Source organism: Amycolatopsis nalaikhensis, from assembly GCF_030264295.1.
GTDB classification, from domain to species: Bacteria; Actinomycetota; Actinomycetes; order Mycobacteriales; family Pseudonocardiaceae; genus Amycolatopsis; species Amycolatopsis nalaikhensis.
On record NZ_CP127173.1, the window covers coordinates 8,199,674 to 8,215,404 of the forward strand.

Here is a 15,731-nt window from a genome sequence, read left to right on the forward strand (position 1 = left end):
CCCGGCGTGAAACCGCCGTCACGGGCTCAGGAGGCACTGAGTGCCGCGCTGGATACCGGGAATTCCGGCGGGTTCAGCCCAGCAGCAGACCCGGATCGGTCTCCGGCGCCCCGGCGGGCCACCACGTGCCGTCCTCCAGGCGGTACGGGTGCCAGCGGCCCTGGTGGTCCAGCCGCACCTGCACGTCACCGACCGTGCAGCGGTTGCGGTCGAACACCGGCTCCTCGTCCGTGACGTCGGCCAGCGCCGTCCGCGCCGCCGCCAGCGCGGCTTTCGGCGGAGTCCACGCCCCTTCGAGGACGTCGAGTCCCGCGGAACCGCCGTGCGTCCAGGCTGCGACGGCGCGCCGGAACTCGGGCCCGTCACCCAGCCGATCCGCCGCGTCGGGGAACTCCGCGGCCAGCCGGACCGCGTCGTGCCGCCGCCCCGGCCACGGCTCCCTCGCCAGCACCGCCCGTGCCCGCGCCGACGCGTTCGCGACCAGCAGCGCGAACGCCTCGGCGGGCACCCCCGGCGCCGCGGGCAGCGACGGCGCGCCCGTCGGCTGGAACGCGGCCAGGTCCGGCAGCTCACCGGGCGCCCGGTCGACGGCGGCCAACTCGTCGCGCGGGGCCGTGCGGCTCTCCAGCTCCTCGCGGATCTCGCGCTCACCCTTGCCGCGCATCAGCAACAGCACGAACGGGTCCGCGTCCAGCAGCCACGACGCCTGGAACGACAACGCGGCCGCGTGCTTGCACGGCAGCTCCCAGCCCGGGCAGTCACACTCCGGATCGAGGTCGCCGATCCCGGGCAGCAGGTGCACGCCCGCGTCGTCGGCCGCCTCCACCAGGTCGTGCGGCATGTCCCGGTCCAGCAACGCCGCCAGGTGCCCCGCCCGGGACGCGACGCGGTCGAGGAACCGCGTCCAGTCCACTTCGGACAGCTCGGCCAGCCGCAGCTCGGTGCGGTACGGGCCGCCGTCGGCGTCGTCGACCATAGCCGCGATCCGGCCGGGGCTCACCGTGATCGGCCCGACCAGCCCGGCCGCGGCGTACCGGCGGCCCGCCTTGAGCTGCTGCAGGTCCAGCGCCGTATCCTCCATCGCGCTCAGCCACGCCCGGCCCCACCACGACTTCGCGAACCGCCCGCGCGCCCCGGCCGCCCCGAACGCGGGGAACCCGCGCACCCGCTCGTCGCTCATCCGCGGCTCCTCAGCTCGACGAGCTCCGCCGAGCTCGGTGTCCGACAGTTCCGTCAACGCCGCCTCGCCACCGGCCAGCACCGCGTCGGCCAGGGCCCGCTTCTCCCGCAGCATCGCCGCGATCCGGTCCTCGATCGTGCCCTCGGCGACCAGCCGGTGCACCTGCACCGGTTTCGTCTGCCCGATCCGGTACGCCCGGTCGGTCGCCTGGTCCTCGACCGCCGGGTTCCACCACCGGTCGAAGTGAACGACGTGGTCGGCGCGCGTGAGGTTCAGCCCCGTCCCGGCCGCCTTCAGCGACAGCAGGAACACCGGCACCTCGCCGTCCTGGAACCGCTTGACCAGGTCTTCGCGGCGGGCGACCGGTGTGCCGCCGTGCAGCAGCTGCGTCCCGATCCCGCGCGTGGCCAGGTGCTTCTCCAGCAGCCGCGCCATCGCGACGTACTGGGTGAACACCAGCACCGCGCCGCCCTCGGCGAGGATCGTGTCCAGCAGCTCGTCGAGCAGCTCCAGCTTCCCCGAACGGCCACCGGGCTCCTTGAGGTACTGCGCCGGGTGGTTGCAGATCTGCTTGAGCGCGGTCAGCAGCTTCACGATCCGGCCACGTCGCGCCATCCCGTCGCTCGCCGCGATCTCGGCCATCATCTCCCGCACGACCGCCTCGTAGAGCGCGACCTGCTCCGGGCTCAACGCCACCGGCCGGTCGGTCTCGGTCTTGGCCGGCAGCTCCGGCGCGATCCCGGGGTCGGACTTGCGGCGCCGCAACAGGAACGGCCGCAGCAGCCGGGACAACCGCTCGGCTGCCACCGGGTCCCCAGCCTCGATCGGCTTCGCCCAGCGCGCCCGGAACTCACTCAGCGAACCCAGCAGCCCCGGCGCCGACCAATCGAGGATCGCCCACAGCTCCGAGAGCGTGTTCTCCACCGGCGTCCCGGTCAGCGCCACCCGCGCGGCCGCGGGCACCAGCCGCAACGCCTTGGCCGTGCCGGAACGGTGGTTCTTGACGTGCTGGGCCTCGTCGGCCACCAGCAGCCCCCACCGGACCCCGGCCAGCGGCGCCGGATCCGCGCGCAGCGTGCCGTAGGTGGTCAGCACGAACCCGTCGAGGTCGTCGAGGGAGCGGGCACTGCCGTGGAAGCGCCGCACCGGGACGCCGGGGGCGAACCGGCGGATCTCGCGTTCCCAGTTGCCCAGCAGCGAAGCCGGGCACACCACCAGCGTCGGGCCGGAAGCCCGGTGCAGGTGCAGCGCGATCAGCGTGACCGTCTTGCCCAGGCCCATGTCGTCGGCGAGGCAGCCACCGAGCCCGAGCCCGGTGACCGTCGCCAGCCACTGCAACCCGCGCAGCTGGTAGTCCCGCAGCGTCGCGGCGAGCCCCGGCGGCGGGGCCTGGGGCTCCGGTGGCGCGGACAGCCGTTCCCGCAGCCGGGCCAGCCAGCCGTCGGTGACGACCTCGACCGGCTCGCCGTCGACCTCGGTGCTGCCGGTCAGCACCGCGCCCAGCGCGTCGACCGGGGTCAGCGGCTTCAACGTCCGCTCCCGCGCCTTGGCCGCCAGCGCCGGGTCGACCAGCACCCACCGGTCCCGCAGCCGCACCACCGGACGGCGGGCCTCGGCCAGCGCGTCCAGCTCCGCCTCGGTCAGCACCTCACCACCCAAGGCGAGCTGCCAGTCGAACGCCAGCGCGCGCCCGCCGCCGAAGAACGACGGCAGGTCACCCGGCGCGTCCCCGGCGCTCACCACCGCCCGCGCCGTCAGCGACCCCGCCAGCTCCACCGGCCAGTGCACGTCGATCCCCACGGCCGCCAGCCGCGGCGCCGCCGCAGCGACCAGCTCGGTGACGTCGTCCTCGCCCAGCGGCAGCGCGTCCGGCACGGCCGAGGTCAGCAACGGTCCCAAGGCCGGCCACACCTGCGCGCCGCGCCGCAGCGCCAGCACGACGTCGATGCGGGCCCGCGGCCCGAACCGGCCCGTCTCCCACAGCTCGGCGGCGTCGGCGATCTGGCCGGGCTCGGCGAGGCTGTGCACCTGCACGACGGCGCGGAAGTGGCCCGCGTCGAACCCGCCGGGCGCCTCGACCCGCAGCGACACCCGGATCCCCGAGTCCAGGCCCGCGGCCAGCTCGTCGGCCCAGTCCCGCACCGCCTCGGCCCGCTGCGGGGCGACGGCGGCGAACAACCGCGCCCCGGCCGCCTTCGCCGCGGCGGGCGTGCGGGGCAGCGTGTCGGCGACGGCGTCGAGGAACGCCCGCAGCAGCGGCCCCGGCGCGCGCTCGTCCGGCGGCATCGCGGCCGCGAGGTCCCGCAGCCACGCCGCCTCCGCGGGTTCCAGCGGCCCGGCCCGCCAGGCGTCGTGCCCGCCTTCGGTGACCCCCGGCAGCAGGCGGCCCGCCGCGACCAGCCGCAACGCCGCCGTCGCCGCGGTCGCCCAGAACGCGTCGGCCCCGCCGAGCAGCTCCGGCAACCCGTCCACAATGGAGAGATCACGGCCGTCGACGACGAGCCGTCCCGCCCGCGGCGGATCGCTCGGCGCGAAGTGGATGTTCAGTTCCCCAGCCTCCTGTATCGGCGCACGGACAACGGCACGAACACCGCGAGCAGCACCAGCGGCCACACCACCGCCATCAGCACCGGGTGGGCGCTCACCCAAGACGTCCCGGCCGCGCCGGGGTTGCCGAACAGCACCCGCGCCGCCGTCACCGTGGAAGACAACGGGTTCCACTCCGCCACGGTTCCCAGCCACGCCGGCATCGTCGCGGTCGCCACGAACGCACTCGAGAGGAACCCGAACGGGAACTCCAGCGTCTGCGCGAGCGTCACCATCGCCGGATCGGTGGTCAGCAGGCCCAGGTAGATCCCGGCCCACACCAGCGCGGTCCGCAGGAGCAACAGCAGCCCGAACGCGGCCAGGGTCTCGGCGAGTGAGCCGTGCGGCCGCCAGCCGACCGCGTACCCGCAGCCGAGCAGCACCGCCAGCGCGAGCACCGCGTTCACCAGGTCCGCGGCCACCCGCCCGGTCAGCACCGCCGAAGGCGCCATCGGCAGCGACCGGAACCGGTCGGTGACGCCCTTGGTGGCGTCATCCAGCACCGCGATCATCGTGCCCGACAACCCGAACGCCATCGTCATCGCGAACATCCCCGGCATCAGGAACTCGCGGTAGGAGCCCCCGCCCGGCACGCTCATCCCGCCGCCGAGCAGGTAGGCGAAGATCAGCACCATCAGGATCGGGAACGCCACCACCGTCGCCAGCCGGGCCGGGCGCCGGGCCAGCTGCGCGAGGTAGCGCCCGGTCAGCGTCCAGCCGTCCGCCAGAGCCCACCTCATCGCGCCACCTTTCCGGTCAGCTCGAGGAACACCTCGTCCAGCGTGGGGTGCCGCAGCGCGACGTCGGCCACGGCCAGGCCGTCGGCGGCCAGCTCGCGGACGACGTCGGTGAGCGCCGACGCCCCGGCCGCCGCGCTGACCCGCAGCTCCTCGGTGACCGGCTCGGCGCCGGTGACCCGGGCCAGCAGCGCCGTCGCCGCGCCGAGCGCGTCCGGGTCGGTGACCGCCAGCTCGATCCGGGTCGCGCCGAGCGAGCCCTTCAGCTCGGCCGGGGTGCCTTCGGCGATCACCCGGCCGTGCTCGACCAGCGAGATCCGGTCGGCCAGCTGGTCGGCCTCCTCCAGGTACTGCGTCGTGAGCAGCACGGTCGTCCCGTCGGCGACCAGGGATCGCACGGCCTTCCAGACCTCGAGGCGGCTGCGCGGGTCGAGCCCGGTCGTCGGCTCGTCGAGGAAGAGCACGCGCGGCGCCGCCAGCAGGGACGCCGCGAGGTCCAGCCGTCGCCGCATCCCGCCCGAGTATGCCGACACGGGCTTCGGCCCCGTGTCGGCCAGGCCGAACCGCTCCAGCAGGTCGTCGGCCCGGCGCGCCGCCTCCCGCCGGCCCAGGTGGTGCAGCCGGCCGAACAGGATCAGGTTCTGCCGCCCGGACAGGATCTCGTCGACCGCCGCCTGCTGGCCGACCAGCCCGATCGCCGAGCGCACTTTCGCTGATTCAGTGGCGACGTCGAACCCGGCCACGCGGGCGACGCCCTCGTCGTGGCGCAGCAGGGTGGAGAGCACGCGGACCGCGGTCGTCTTGCCCGCGCCGTTCGGTCCGAGCAGGCCGCACAGCGTGCCCGCCGGGACGGAGAGGTCGAACCCATCGAGGGCGTACGCGGCGCCGTAGCGCTTGCGCAGTCCCTCGGCGTGGATCTGCGGAGTCATCCAGCTCCTAACTCTGTACGTTGTACGGAGAACAGGCTAGCACAACTCTGTACGACGTACGGAAATCAGGTGGGCAGAATGACCGGCGTGAGCACCGAGGACAACGGCGACGGCGACCCGCGACGCACGATCGAGCTGCTCTGGGGCGTCTCCGCACCCCCGAAACGCGGCCCGAAACCCAAGCTGGCCACGGCCGACGTCGTGCGCGCCGCGATCGCACTGGCCGACGCCGACGGCATCGACGCGGTCACCATCCGCCGCGTCGCCGAGCAGCTCGGCGTCTCCCCCATGTCGCTCTACACCTACGTGCCCGGCCGCGCCGAGCTGCTCGACCTGATGATCGACCACGCCCACGGCGAGCTGCCGGTGCCCGAGCCGAACGGCTGGCGCGAGACCCTGACCGCGATCGCCGAAGCGCAGTGGGAGTTGTTCCACCGCCACCCCTGGCTGCTGCAGGTCACCACCAGCCGCTCGGCGCTCGGCCCGCACAGCTTCGCCAAGTACGAACACGAGCTGCGCGCGGTCGAGGGCATCGGACTCGACGACATCGAGATGGACGCCGTGGTCAGCCTCGTCACCGGCCTGGTCCGGACGACCGCGCGCAGCTCACTCGACAACGCCCGCCTGGTGCGCACCAGCGGCATGACCGACGCGCAGTGGTGGGAGCGCGCCGCCCCGGTCCTGGCCGGAATCCCGGCCGCCGACGCGGCGCACTACCCGATCTCCTCCCGAGTCGGCACGGCCGCGGGCCAAGCCCACGACGCGGCGGAGAACCCGGCGTACACGTTCCGCTTCGGCCTCACCCGTATCCTCGACGGGATCGAGCTGCTGGTCGACGCCCGCCGCTCGGAGCCGCAGCGTCGCGAATGACTCATACGGGACCACCAGCGCCGCCAATGACTCATTCGCGACCTTCGCCACGCGGGCCGCTCGTCCGCGCCAGCCAGCCACAGCCGCCGCCGGAGTGCCGCGAATGACTCATTCGGGACTGGGCATGCCCCGATTTGGCAGACGGGGTTGATGAGTGGAATCAGGCTATCTGAGCTTCGGTGGCCGGCTGGGTGGCTGTTTCGTAGATGCTGGGGCTGAGGTAGCCGAGGCTGGAATGCCGGCGGCGGGTGTTGTACCAGCCTTCGATGTAGCTGAAGATCGCCTGGTGAGCCTCGGCTTTGGTGGGCCAGGGCTGTCGGTCGAGCAGTTCGGTTTTGATGGTGGCGAAGAACGACTCGGCCACCGCGTTGTCCCAGCACTGGCCTGTGCGGCCGACCGAGAGCCGGACTCCGGCGTCGGCGGCGGTGCGGGCGAACTGGGCCGAGGTGTACTGGCAGCCGCGGTCGGAGTGGAAGATCACCCCGGGAGCGGGGCGGCGCTGGGTGAGAGCGGTGCGTAGCGCGGTGTCGATGAGGTCGGTGCGCAGGTGGTCGGCGGTGGCCCAGCCCACGACTCGCCGGGAGGCGATGTCGATCACGGTGGCCAGATAGAGCCAGCCTTCCCCGGTGGGGATGTAGGTGATGTCCCCGCACCACCGCGTGTTGATGTCCTCGGGGTGGCAGGTGAAGTCGCGGGTGATCAGGTCCGGGCGGGCCGGGGCGGCCGGGTCGGCGACGGTGGTGGTGCGCCATCGCTTCGGTGCCCGTCCCGCTCGTCGGGCCTGGCGCATCAGCCGGGCGATGCGTTTGCGGGAATGGCGGTGCCCCTGGGCTCGCAGTTCGGCGTGCACGCGTGGTGACCCGTAGGTGCCGCGGGACTCCTCGTGCACCTCGATGATTTTCTCGGTCAGGGCGGCATCCTCGTGGGCACGCTGCGAGAGACCGGTGCGGTGGGCGTAGTAGGCGGCACGGGAGACCTTCAGCAGGGCGCAGGCACGCGTGACCGTGCCTGCGCCGCGGGCGTTCTCCGCCTCGATGAACGGGTAGACGTTCACCGGGTCTCCTTCGCGAAGAAAGCCGTCGCCCGTTTGAGGATTTCCACGTCCTCACGCAGCCGGGTGTTCTCTTTCCGCAGCGCGGCGAGCTCGGCCTTCTCGTCGCTGGTCAGCCCGTCGGTGCGGATCCCCGCGTCGCGTTCGGCCTGCACTATCCATTTCCGGACCACCGAGTCGGTCAGCTCGAAGTCCCGGACCACCTCCGGCACCGTCCGCTCGCCGCGTTGCACCAGCCCGACGATCTGGGCTTTGAACTCAGGCGTGAACACCCGCCGAGGTCGCTGCCGGGCCCGGGGCTTCTTCTTCGCCATGGGTTCCATGATGAGGGACATCCCTTCCAGGGGCTCCCGCCCCTGATCAGAGGTGTCCGCCAAACCGGGTCAAGCCCAGGACCGCCAGCGTCGCGAATGAGTCATTCGCGACAACTTGGCGCGCGCTCAGAGCCGCAGCCGTAGCTCCGCCGGGCGCCACGTGCCGCCGTCCGGTGCCCGCGGCACGTCCTCGGCCGCCAGCGCCAAGTCCGGGAACCGCGCGAACAGCCCCGACAACGCCACCTCCGTCTCCACCCGCGCGATCGACGCACCCAGGCAGAAGTGCGGCCCGTGCGAGAAGCCCAGCTGCGACGGCCCGGACCGGGTGACGTCGAGCCGGTCGGCGTCGGCGAACACCCGCGGGTCGCGGTCGGCCGCCACCATCGCCGCCGTCACCCGCTCACCTTCGCGGATCACCGACCCGTCGATCTCGACGTCCTCCCGCGCGAACCGCGGCGTGGTCAGCAGCTGCGGGCTGCAGAACCGCATCAGCTCCTCCACCGCACCCGGCCACAACCCCGGATCCGCCCGCAGGGCCGCGAGCTGGTCCGGGTGCCGCAGCAGGGCTTCGACGGCGTTGGCGATCAGGTTCACCGGCGTCTGCCCGGCGAGCACGAGGTGCCAGACCAGCGTGACCAGCTCGGTGTCGGTGAGCCGGTCGTCGTCCTGGGCGTGCACGAGGTCACCGATCAGGTCGTCGCCCGGTTCGGCGCGGCTGCGGGTCACCGCGTCCTTCGCGCCCGCGATGATCTCGGGGATCGCCGCGGCGAAGTCCGGTCCCGCGCCGCCGGCGACCGCGGCGCCGTACTCGCGCCAGCGCGGGCGGTCGGCGTCGGGGATGCCCACCAGCTCGCAGATGACGTCCATCGGCAGCGGCCGCGCGAAGTGCGGCACCAGGTCGACGACCCCGTCCTCGGCGTGCGCGGGCAGCTCGTCGAGCAGGCGCTCGGTGATCGCCGCCAGGCGCGGGCGCAGCTGGGCGGCGCGCTTCGGGGTGAAGGCGGGGGCGACCAGCCGCCGCAGCCGCAGGTGCTCGGGCCCGTCCTGCTCGGCCATCGTCCGCATGTACTCGAGGCAGTGCTCGGGGATGCCCGGCGGTCGCATGAAGCTCCCGGCGCGGACCTCGAACCGCGGGTCGGCCAGCATCGCGCGGGCCTCGGCGTAGCGGGTGAGCGCCCAGAACGGGCCGAAGCCGGGGATCACCAGCTTCGCCACCGCGCTGACCTCGCGGGCCTGGTCGTAGGCGGTGAAGGGGTCGGTGAGGACCTTGAAGTCGGTCAGGTCGATCTCGGGGGTCATGCCACTCCAGATGTTCACATCAGATGGTCTTATCATCTCAGTGGTCACGGTAGCTTGGCTCGCGACACCGCGGCAAGGAGGACGATGGTCAGGCTCAGCAGGGCGGAGACCCAGGAACGCAACCGCGCGAAGGTCCTCTCCGCCGCCCGGGACGAGTTCGCCCGCCGCGGCTTCCGCGAGGCCAAGATCGACGTCATCGCCGAACGCGCCGAGCTCACCCGCGGCGCGGTCTACTCCAACTTCCCCGGCAAACGGGCGCTCTACTTCGCCGTCCTGGCCGACCTCGCCGAACGCGCACCGAGGCTCGCCACCCCGCCGCCGAACGCCGACGCGGCCGACGTCCTGGCCGCGTTCGCCCGCGCCTGGGTCGCCCGCCTGCCCCTGGCCACCGACAGCGACAGCGACGAAGCCCGCCTCGCCCGCGACCTGCTGCCCGAGATCCTCGCCGACGACCACACCCGGCGACCGTTCGCGCAGCTCATGCGCGTGAACGCGGTCCTGCTCGGGCTCGCCCTCGAACGCGTCCGCCCGGGACGGCGCCTGGTCCGCGTCGCCGAAGCCGCCCTCACCACCCTGCACGGCGCGAGCCAGCTCGCCGCCGCCGCACCCGGCTTCGGCGAGCCGTTCCACATCGTCACCGCCTGCGCGGCCCTGCTCGACCTGGACCTCAGCGACGACTGGCCCAGCACCCCGCCGATCACCAGCCAGGCCCGCCCCGCCGACGAGCCGTGGACCCCACCGGCGGCGACCGACCTGCTCACCGGCGACACCGTGCGTCCCGGCGACGGCGTCATCGCCGTCCTGGGCCTGCACCGCGCCTCGGCCTTCGAAGAAGCCGTCCGCACCGGCGTGGACGTCACCGCCGTGCTCGTCACCAGCGACCCCGGCGAGCTGGCCCCGCTGGCCCGCCTCGCCGTCGCCGACCTGCGCGGCTGCCTCGACCAGGCGATCGCCCCGGACCCGCGGCCCCGGCTGCGGATCGTCTGCGACGCGGGCGGCGAGCTCGCCGCGGCCGCCGGCGTCACCGCGGTCAGCGACGCCACCGAAACCGCCGTGCGCGTGGAAGGCGGCCGGATCGTCGTGCGCGCCGACGGGTTCGGCGCCTGCCACGCGGCCGCGACCGGGTAGGTGTCGGTAACCGGCCCGCCCGTTCGTCGGCAGGGTGACCGGACACGGGGAAAGGAGCGGGTGGTGGACGTCGAGACCGCCGTCGCCGAGGCGTTCCGCGAAGAGTGGGGCCAGGTCGTGGCCACGCTCATCCGGATCACCGGCGACTGGGACCTCGCCGAAGAGTGCGCCCAGGAAGCCTTCGCGCTCGCGCTGCGCACGTGGCCCCGCGACGGCGTCCCGCGCCGCCCCGGCGCCTGGCTCACCACCGCCGCCCGCAACCGCGCCACCGACCGGCTCCGCCGCGACGCCCTCGGCGTCGCCAAGCTCCGGGAGGCCGCGCTGATGGACGTCACGGAAGAACCCGGCCCCGACGACAGCGGCGTCACCGACGACCGGCTGCGGCTCATCTTCACCTGCTGCCACCCCGCGCTCGCCACCGAAGCCCAGGTCGCGCTCGCCCTGCGCACCCTCGCCGGGCTCAGTACCGCCGAGATCGCCCGCGCCTTCCTCGTGCCGGAAGCGACCATGTCGCAACGGCTCGTGCGGGTGAAGCGCAAGATCCGCCACGCCAGCATCCCGTACCGAGTCCCACCCGCGCACCTGCTGCCCGAACGCACCGCCGCCGTGCTCGGCGTGCTCTACCTGACGTTCAACGAGGGCTACTCCGCCAGCGCGGGCCCCGACCTGCTGCGCCCCGACCTCGCCGCCGAAGCCCTCCGCCTCGCCCGCGTCCTGGCCCAGCTGATGCCCGACGAACCCGAGGTCCTCGGCCTGCTCGCGCTGATGCTGCTGCAGCACGCCCGCCGCGCCACCCGCGTCGGCCCCGACGGCGTCCTCGTCCCCCTGGAGGACCAGGACCGCGGCCGCTGGGACACGAGCGAAATCGCCGAAGGCACGCAGGTCCTGGAGACCGCGCTGCGCCGACGGCGGCCCGGCCCGTACCAGATCCAGGCCGCCATCGCCGCCTGCCACGCCACCGCCGCGCGGCCCGCCGACACCGACTGGGCCCAGATCGCCGGGCTCTACGGCGAACTGCGCAAACACGTGCCCAGCGCCGTCGTCGAACTGAACCGGGCCGTCGCGGTCGGCATGGCCGAGGGCCCCGCCGCCGGGCTCGCGCTCCTCGACGGCCTGACCATGGACGGCTACCACCTGCTCCCGGCCACCCGCGCCGACTTCCTCCGTCGCCTCGGCCGCCACGCCGAAGCCGCGCAGTGGTACGCGAAAGCCCGCGACCTGGCCCCCACCGACGCCGAACGCGCGTACCTCACGCGACGAATTTCGGAAGCCGTGTCGGTCTCGGGCGAGCCCGATCGTCGGGAGGGCGAACCCCGATCACCGGAGGAACGCCCATGACCACCCTCGCCGTCCCCGGCGCCACTCTCACCTACGACGTCACCGGCCGCGGCCCGGTGCTGCTGCTGGTCCCCGGCGGGCCCGCCGACGCCGCCGTGTTCACGTCCATCCGGCCCGTGCTCGCCGAAGACCACACCGTCGTCACCTTCGACCCGCGCGGCCTCGGCCGCAGTCCCCTCGACGGCGAACCGGGCCCCGACGTCCTGCGCGAGCACGCCGACGACGTGCACCGGCTGCTCGCCGAAGTGGGTCCCGCCGACGTGTTCGCCAGCAGCGGCGGCGCCATCACAATGCTGACGCACCTTGTGCGCCACCCCGGCCAAGTCCGGACGCTCGTGCTGCACGAACCCCCGATCACCCGGTACCTGCCCGTGGGAACCCTCGACGGCCCCGACGTCGCCGCGCTCTACCGGGAACAGGGCCTCGGCGCGGCCTTCGCCGCGTTCATGGCGACCTTGGGCATCGACCCCGCCCCGCCGCTGGACCCGGGCGCGGAAGGCAACTTCGCCTACTTCTTCGGCCACCTCATGCCCGCCGTCGGCGCCTACGACCCCGACCTGGCCGCCCTGCGCGCGACCACCACGCGGCTGGTCGTCGGCGTCGGCGAAAAATCGGCCGGGCAGCCCGCCGGTGAAGCGGGCCTCGGCCTGGCCGCCGCCCTCGGCGTCACCGCCGAACCGTTCCCCGGCGACCACGGCGGGTTCTCCGCCGAACCGGTCGCCTTCGCCGCGCGTCTGCGCGAAGTGCTGGAAGGACGTTGACATGCAATACCTGCTGATGATCGCCGGTGACGAGTCCGCCGCGGAACACCAGAACGACGGCTGTGACGGCTGGGGTGAGGAACTGGAGCGCCAGGGCAAGATCCGCGGCGGCGGTGGTCTCCGCCCGCCTTCGGAGGCGACCACGATCCGCGTCCGCGACGGCGAAGTCCTGCTCACCGACGGGCCGTTCACCGAGGCCAAGGAACAGATCGGCGGCTACGTCGTCCTCGACTGCGAAGACCTCGACGAAGCACTCGCCATCGCCGCCCGCCACCCCGCGGCGACCTACGGCAGCATCGAGGTCCGCCCGATCCTGGGCCCGGAGGACTTCGCCTGATGCCCACCGTCATCGACCGGCCCGCCCAGCGCTACGTCGCCGAGCGCGCCACCCTCGCCATCCCGGAGTTCCCGCGCATCGCCGACCGCCTGCCCCCGCTGATCGGTGGTTTGGCCGCACGCGGCGTCACCCCGGCCGGGCCGCCGTTCTTCCGCTACCGGGTACTCCACCCCGGGATGCGGTTCACCGTCGAAGCCGCCGTCCCGATCGACGGCGAGTTCACCCCGGACGAGCCTGCCTTCCTCGACGAGGTCCCGGCCGGGAGGTACGTCCTCGACACCTACGTCGGCGCGCCCGACGGCCTGGCCGCCGCGACCGCGTCGGTGCTCGCCTGGGGCGAGGCCGAGGGCTTGGTGTGGGACCGCCGCGAAGGCCCCGACGGCGAGGAGTGGGGCGGCCGCCTGGAAGTGCTGCGCACCGACCCGCGCGAAGAGCCCGACCCCACGCGGTGGGTGACCGACCTGCTGTTCCGCCTCGACGACTAGCCGTCGTGAGTGGCGATTCGGGTTAGAACCCGAATCGCCACTCACGACCGCCGGGTGACCACGGCCGCGACGAGGCAGGCGAACCCGGCCGTGCTCACCACCGCACGCACGATGTTCCAGCGCACCCACACCGTCTCGAACCGGGCGCGCAGGGCCGCGTAGTCGTCGCCGCCGTTCTCCAGTGCGTTGTTCAGCGGGATGTTCACCACCCCGGTGATCACCACCATCGCCACCAGCAGCGCGAACCCGGCGATCACCCACGGGCCCGGCTTCAGGAACACGGCCACGCCCGCCAGCAGCGGCGCGCCGAGGAACGTCGCGAGAAAGACCGGGTTGACGATCGCGACGTTGATCCCGCGCATGCCCTCCACGAACGTCTTGTCGTCGGCGCGTGCCAGCCCCGGCATCACCGAACACGCGTAGGCGTAGAACAACCCGGCGATCAGCCCGGCCGCGACCAGGGCGGCCACCAGTACCACTGTGGACATCGGTCTCTCCCTCACGATCGTCGTCACGACGTCGAGTCAAACAGGCCCACGTGAGACTCTCCATGGTTCACAACCTCGATGGCATGTTTCAGCGTCTACACTCGCCGTCCATGGACCCGCTCGCCGCACTGCTGGACGGACCCCGCGCCCACGGCGCGTTCCTGCTGCGCTCGGTGCTGACCCCGCCGTGGTCGCTGCGGATCGAGGACCGGGCGCCGCTGACCGTCGTCTCGGCCGTGCGCGGCCGGGCGTGGATCGTGCCCGACACCGGCGACGCGGTCCTCATCGGCGAAGGCGACGTCGCGATCGCTCGCGGCCCCGACCCGTACGTCGTCGCCGACCACCCCGAAACCCCGCCGCAGGCGCACATCCTGCCCGGCCAGGAGTGCCGCACCCCCGACGGCGGGCACCTCACCGAACTCACCCACGTCGGCGTCCGCACCTGGGGCCACGGCACCGACGGCCCGGACGTCCTGCTCACCGGCACCTACGGCATGGAAGGCGAACTCAGCGACCGGCTCCTCGCCGCCCTGCCCCCGCTGATCGTCCTGCGCGCGGCCGACTGGCCGACGCCGCTGGCCGGGCTGCTCGCCGACGAGATCGGCAAGGACGTGCCCGGCCAGGAAGCCGTCCTGGACCGCCTGCTCGACCTGCTGCTGATCGCGGCGCTGCGGGCCTGGTTCGACCGGCCCGGCACCTCCGCGCCCGCCTGGTACCGCGCCCACGCGGACCCCGTCGTCGGCCACGCCCTCCGGTTGCTGCAGCACCAGCCCGCCGAACCGTGGACCGTCGCCAAGCTCGCCGCCGACACCGGCGTCTCCCGGGCGGCGCTGGCCCGGCGGTTCACCGCCCTCGTCGGCGAGCCCCCGATCGCCTACCTCGCCGGCTGGCGCCTGGCCCTCGCCGCCGACCTGCTGCGCCAGCAACCGGACGCCACGATCGGGGCGATCGCCCACCAGGTCGGCTACGGCAGCGCGTTCGCGCTCAGTGCCGCCTTCAAACGCGAGTTCGGCGTCAGTCCCCAGCGGTACCGGGTCAGGGCTCGAGCGTCATGAGCGCCTGGCCGGTGGTGCCGTCGAAGGGCACGGAACTGTGCTCGTGCACGACTTTCCAGCCGTCGCCGCCCCGGCGGAACCCGACCGTGGAGCGCACCCACATCCGTACTTCGGTGCCGTCGACCATCGTGCCGCTGACGTGGAACAGGTAGTGCGCGAAGGCGACGTCGTCACCGGCGACCACTTCGAGGTCGCGGATCCGCAGGTCGATCGTCGAACGGTAGGCGTCGAGCCACGTCCGCAGCGGGCGCGCTCGGCGTCGCGGCCGGTGTCGCGCAACGAATCGAGGGCGTCGAACAGGACGAGGTCCTCGGCGTACTGCGCGACCAGCGTCTCGATGTCCTTCGCCGCCACGGCCGCGGCTCGCTCTTCGACGAGCGCGGTCACCGCGGCGGTCACCGGAGCTCCCCGGCCAGCCGGTCCAGCCAGTCCGCCGTGCCCTGCTCGCGCCACGCCGGGTCCTCGGCGCCGTCGAGGAAGGTGCCCTGCTCGGTGAGGACGACGCGCGTCTCGCCGCCCTCGTCGGCGAACTCGACCGTGGTGACCGAGACGGTGGCGAGCGCGTCGCCGCCGCTGAGCGTCGAGGAGTAGACGATCCGCTGCTCCGGCACGACGTCGTGGTAGGTCGAGACGACCGACAAGGCCGTGCCGCCCGGTCCCGTGGCGTCGACGGTTTCCTTCCCGCCGACGCGGAAGTCGAGCGTGTGCTCGCCGTCCGGGACGAACCAGCGGGCCTTGGCCGCCGGGTCGGCCCACGCGGCGAACACCCGGTCCCGCGGGGCGGGGTAGGTGCGTTCCAGCGTGAAGGTGGCGTGCTTGACCGTCATGACGTGCTCCCTTCCGAGGTGCCGGGCCCGGCGAGGAAGTCGCCGAGCCGGTCGAGCCTGCCTTCCCACGTGGTGCGCTGCCGCCCCAGCCAGTGCTCGCCGTCGCGCAGCACAGCCGGCTCGATCCGGCAGGTGCGCACGCGGCCGACCTTCTCCGACCGCACGATGCCGGCGGACTCCAGCACTTGGAGGTGCTGCACCACCGCGGCCAGCGACATGGTCAGTGGCTCGGCCAGCTCACTGACCGACGCCGGACCGCGCACGAGCCGCTCCACCAGCGCCCGCCGCGTCCGGTCGCCCAGCGCGCGGAACACCAGGTCCAGCGACTCATCATGGTTAAGCATGT

General features: G+C 73.4%; 17 protein-coding genes and 1 pseudogene. 7 read left to right on the forward strand and 11 right to left on the reverse strand.

The window, feature by feature from the left end:
* Positions 1 to 73: 73 nt before the first annotated feature.
* From QP939_RS39980 to QP939_RS39995, 4 genes and pseudogenes are all read right to left on the reverse strand, one after another.
* Positions 74 to 1,180, reverse strand: coding sequence for an SWIM zinc finger family protein (locus QP939_RS39980; RefSeq protein WP_285451735.1), 1,107 nt, complete (start codon positions 1,178 to 1,180; stop codon positions 74 to 76).
* A pseudogene (locus tag QP939_RS39985) lies at positions 1,177 to 3,721 on the reverse strand (SCO1167/SCO6262 family helicase). The gene QP939_RS39980 and the pseudogene QP939_RS39985 overlap by 4 nt, the downstream one beginning before the upstream one ends.
* Positions 3,722 to 3,723: 2 nt before the next feature.
* Positions 3,724 to 4,506 (reverse strand): ABC transporter permease, encoded by a 783-nt coding sequence (locus tag QP939_RS39990; protein ID WP_285451736.1) that lies wholly within the window; start codon positions 4,504 to 4,506, stop codon positions 3,724 to 3,726.
* A complete protein-coding gene (locus tag QP939_RS39995) occupies positions 4,503 to 5,432 on the reverse strand; it encodes an ATP-binding cassette domain-containing protein (RefSeq protein WP_285451737.1) in 930 nt (309 codons plus the stop codon). The genes QP939_RS39990 and QP939_RS39995 overlap by 4 nt, the downstream gene beginning before the upstream one ends.
* Positions 5,433 to 5,510: 78 nt before the next feature.
* Between QP939_RS39995 and QP939_RS40000 the strand changes: the two genes are divergently transcribed.
* Entirely contained in the window at positions 5,511 to 6,302 is a 792-nt protein-coding gene (locus QP939_RS40000; RefSeq protein WP_285451739.1) for a TetR/AcrR family transcriptional regulator, read from the forward strand.
* Positions 6,303 to 6,462: 160 nt separating this feature from the next.
* On the opposite strand, the gene QP939_RS40005 is transcribed toward QP939_RS40000, so the two are convergent.
* From QP939_RS40005 to QP939_RS40015, 3 genes are all read right to left on the reverse strand, one after another.
* A complete protein-coding gene (locus tag QP939_RS40005) occupies positions 6,463 to 7,356 on the reverse strand; it encodes an IS3 family transposase (protein ID WP_285451740.1) in 894 nt (297 codons plus the stop codon).
* Entirely contained in the window at positions 7,353 to 7,667 is a 315-nt protein-coding gene (locus QP939_RS40010; protein WP_414641955.1) for a transposase, read from the reverse strand. Before QP939_RS40010 ends, QP939_RS40005 begins: the two co-directional genes overlap by 4 nt.
* A 126-nt stretch (positions 7,668 to 7,793) precedes the next feature.
* Positions 7,794 to 8,966, reverse strand: coding sequence for a cytochrome P450 family protein (locus QP939_RS40015; protein WP_285451741.1), 1,173 nt, complete (start codon positions 8,964 to 8,966; stop codon positions 7,794 to 7,796).
* Between the two features lie 84 nt (positions 8,967 to 9,050).
* Here QP939_RS40015 and QP939_RS40020 point away from each other — a divergent pair, with 84 nt between their 5' ends.
* The 5 genes from QP939_RS40020 (at position 9,051) to QP939_RS40040 (ending at position 13,015) form a co-directional block, all read left to right on the forward strand.
* Positions 9,051 to 10,094 (forward strand): TetR/AcrR family transcriptional regulator, encoded by a 1,044-nt coding sequence (locus tag QP939_RS40020; RefSeq protein WP_285451742.1) that lies wholly within the window; start codon positions 9,051 to 9,053, stop codon positions 10,092 to 10,094.
* 63 nt (positions 10,095 to 10,157) lie between these two features.
* Positions 10,158 to 11,432 (forward strand): RNA polymerase sigma factor, encoded by a 1,275-nt coding sequence (locus tag QP939_RS40025; protein WP_285451743.1) that lies wholly within the window; start codon positions 10,158 to 10,160, stop codon positions 11,430 to 11,432.
* Complete coding sequence (locus QP939_RS40030) at positions 11,429 to 12,193, forward strand: alpha/beta fold hydrolase (protein ID WP_285451744.1); 765 nt, start codon at positions 11,429 to 11,431, stop codon at positions 12,191 to 12,193. The genes QP939_RS40025 and QP939_RS40030 overlap by 4 nt, the downstream gene beginning before the upstream one ends.
* A 1-nt stretch (position 12,194) precedes the next feature.
* Positions 12,195 to 12,530 (forward strand): YciI family protein, encoded by a 336-nt coding sequence (locus QP939_RS40035; RefSeq protein ID WP_285451745.1) that lies wholly within the window; start codon positions 12,195 to 12,197, stop codon positions 12,528 to 12,530.
* A complete protein-coding gene (locus QP939_RS40040) occupies positions 12,530 to 13,015 on the forward strand; it encodes a GyrI-like domain-containing protein (RefSeq protein ID WP_285451746.1) in 486 nt (161 codons plus the stop codon). Before QP939_RS40035 ends, QP939_RS40040 begins: the two co-directional genes overlap by 1 nt.
* A 41-nt stretch (positions 13,016 to 13,056) precedes the next feature.
* On the opposite strand, the gene QP939_RS40045 is transcribed toward QP939_RS40040, so the two are convergent.
* On the reverse strand, positions 13,057 to 13,503 hold the full coding sequence (locus QP939_RS40045) for an anthrone oxygenase family protein (RefSeq protein ID WP_285451747.1): 447 nt from the start codon (positions 13,501 to 13,503) through the stop codon (positions 13,057 to 13,059).
* A gap of 110 nt (positions 13,504 to 13,613) precedes the next feature.
* Here QP939_RS40045 and QP939_RS40050 point away from each other — a divergent pair, with 110 nt between their 5' ends.
* Positions 13,614 to 14,558, forward strand: a complete 945-nt coding sequence (locus QP939_RS40050; RefSeq protein ID WP_285451748.1) for an AraC family transcriptional regulator — start codon at positions 13,614 to 13,616, stop codon at positions 14,556 to 14,558.
* On the opposite strand, the gene QP939_RS40055 is transcribed toward QP939_RS40050, so the two are convergent.
* The 3 genes from QP939_RS40055 to QP939_RS40065 form a co-directional block, all read right to left on the reverse strand.
* Positions 14,539 to 14,742 (reverse strand): YybH family protein, encoded by a 204-nt coding sequence (locus QP939_RS40055; protein WP_285451749.1) that lies wholly within the window; start codon positions 14,740 to 14,742, stop codon positions 14,539 to 14,541. The genes QP939_RS40050 and QP939_RS40055 overlap by 20 nt on opposite strands.
* Before the next feature lie 211 nt (positions 14,743 to 14,953).
* Complete coding sequence (locus QP939_RS40060; RefSeq protein WP_285451751.1) at positions 14,954 to 15,385, reverse strand: SRPBCC domain-containing protein; 432 nt, start codon at positions 15,383 to 15,385, stop codon at positions 14,954 to 14,956.
* The gene (locus QP939_RS40065; RefSeq protein ID WP_285451752.1) at positions 15,382 to 15,729 is read right to left on the reverse strand and encodes an ArsR/SmtB family transcription factor; all 348 of its coding nucleotides are present in this window, start codon (positions 15,727 to 15,729) and stop codon (positions 15,382 to 15,384) included. The genes QP939_RS40060 and QP939_RS40065 overlap by 4 nt, the downstream gene beginning before the upstream one ends.
* Positions 15,730 to 15,731: the final 2 nt, after the last annotated feature.

Excerpts from the sequence above, each read along its gene's own strand:
- QP939_RS39980 (WP_285451735.1), bottom strand. The coding sequence starts at position 1,180 with ATGAGCGACGAGCGGGTGCGCGGGTTCCCCGCGTTCGGGGCGGCCGGG.
- QP939_RS39990 (WP_285451736.1), bottom strand. The coding sequence starts at position 4,506 with ATGAGGTGGGCTCTGGCGGACGGCTGGACGCTGACCGGGCGCTACCTC.
- QP939_RS39995 (WP_285451737.1), bottom strand. The coding sequence starts at position 5,432 with ATGACTCCGCAGATCCACGCCGAGGGACTGCGCAAGCGCTACGGCGCC.
- QP939_RS40000 (WP_285451739.1), top strand. The coding sequence starts at position 5,511 with ATGACCGGCGTGAGCACCGAGGACAACGGCGACGGCGACCCGCGACGC.
- QP939_RS40010 (WP_414641955.1), bottom strand. The coding sequence starts at position 7,667 with ATGGCGAAGAAGAAGCCCCGGGCCCGGCAGCGACCTCGGCGGGTGTTC.
- QP939_RS40015 (WP_285451741.1), bottom strand. The coding sequence starts at position 8,966 with ATGACCCCCGAGATCGACCTGACCGACTTCAAGGTCCTCACCGACCCC.
- QP939_RS40020 (WP_285451742.1), top strand. The coding sequence starts at position 9,051 with ATGGTCAGGCTCAGCAGGGCGGAGACCCAGGAACGCAACCGCGCGAAG.
- QP939_RS40030 (WP_285451744.1), top strand. The coding sequence starts at position 11,429 with ATGACCACCCTCGCCGTCCCCGGCGCCACTCTCACCTACGACGTCACC.
- QP939_RS40035 (WP_285451745.1), top strand. The coding sequence starts at position 12,195 with ATGCAATACCTGCTGATGATCGCCGGTGACGAGTCCGCCGCGGAACAC.
- QP939_RS40040 (WP_285451746.1), top strand. The coding sequence starts at position 12,530 with ATGCCCACCGTCATCGACCGGCCCGCCCAGCGCTACGTCGCCGAGCGC.
- QP939_RS40045 (WP_285451747.1), bottom strand. The coding sequence starts at position 13,503 with ATGTCCACAGTGGTACTGGTGGCCGCCCTGGTCGCGGCCGGGCTGATC.
- QP939_RS40050 (WP_285451748.1), top strand. The coding sequence starts at position 13,614 with ATGGACCCGCTCGCCGCACTGCTGGACGGACCCCGCGCCCACGGCGCG.
- QP939_RS40060 (WP_285451751.1), bottom strand. The coding sequence starts at position 15,385 with ATGACGGTCAAGCACGCCACCTTCACGCTGGAACGCACCTACCCCGCC.
- QP939_RS40065 (WP_285451752.1), bottom strand. The coding sequence starts at position 15,729 with ATGCTTAACCATGATGAGTCGCTGGACCTGGTGTTCCGCGCGCTGGGC.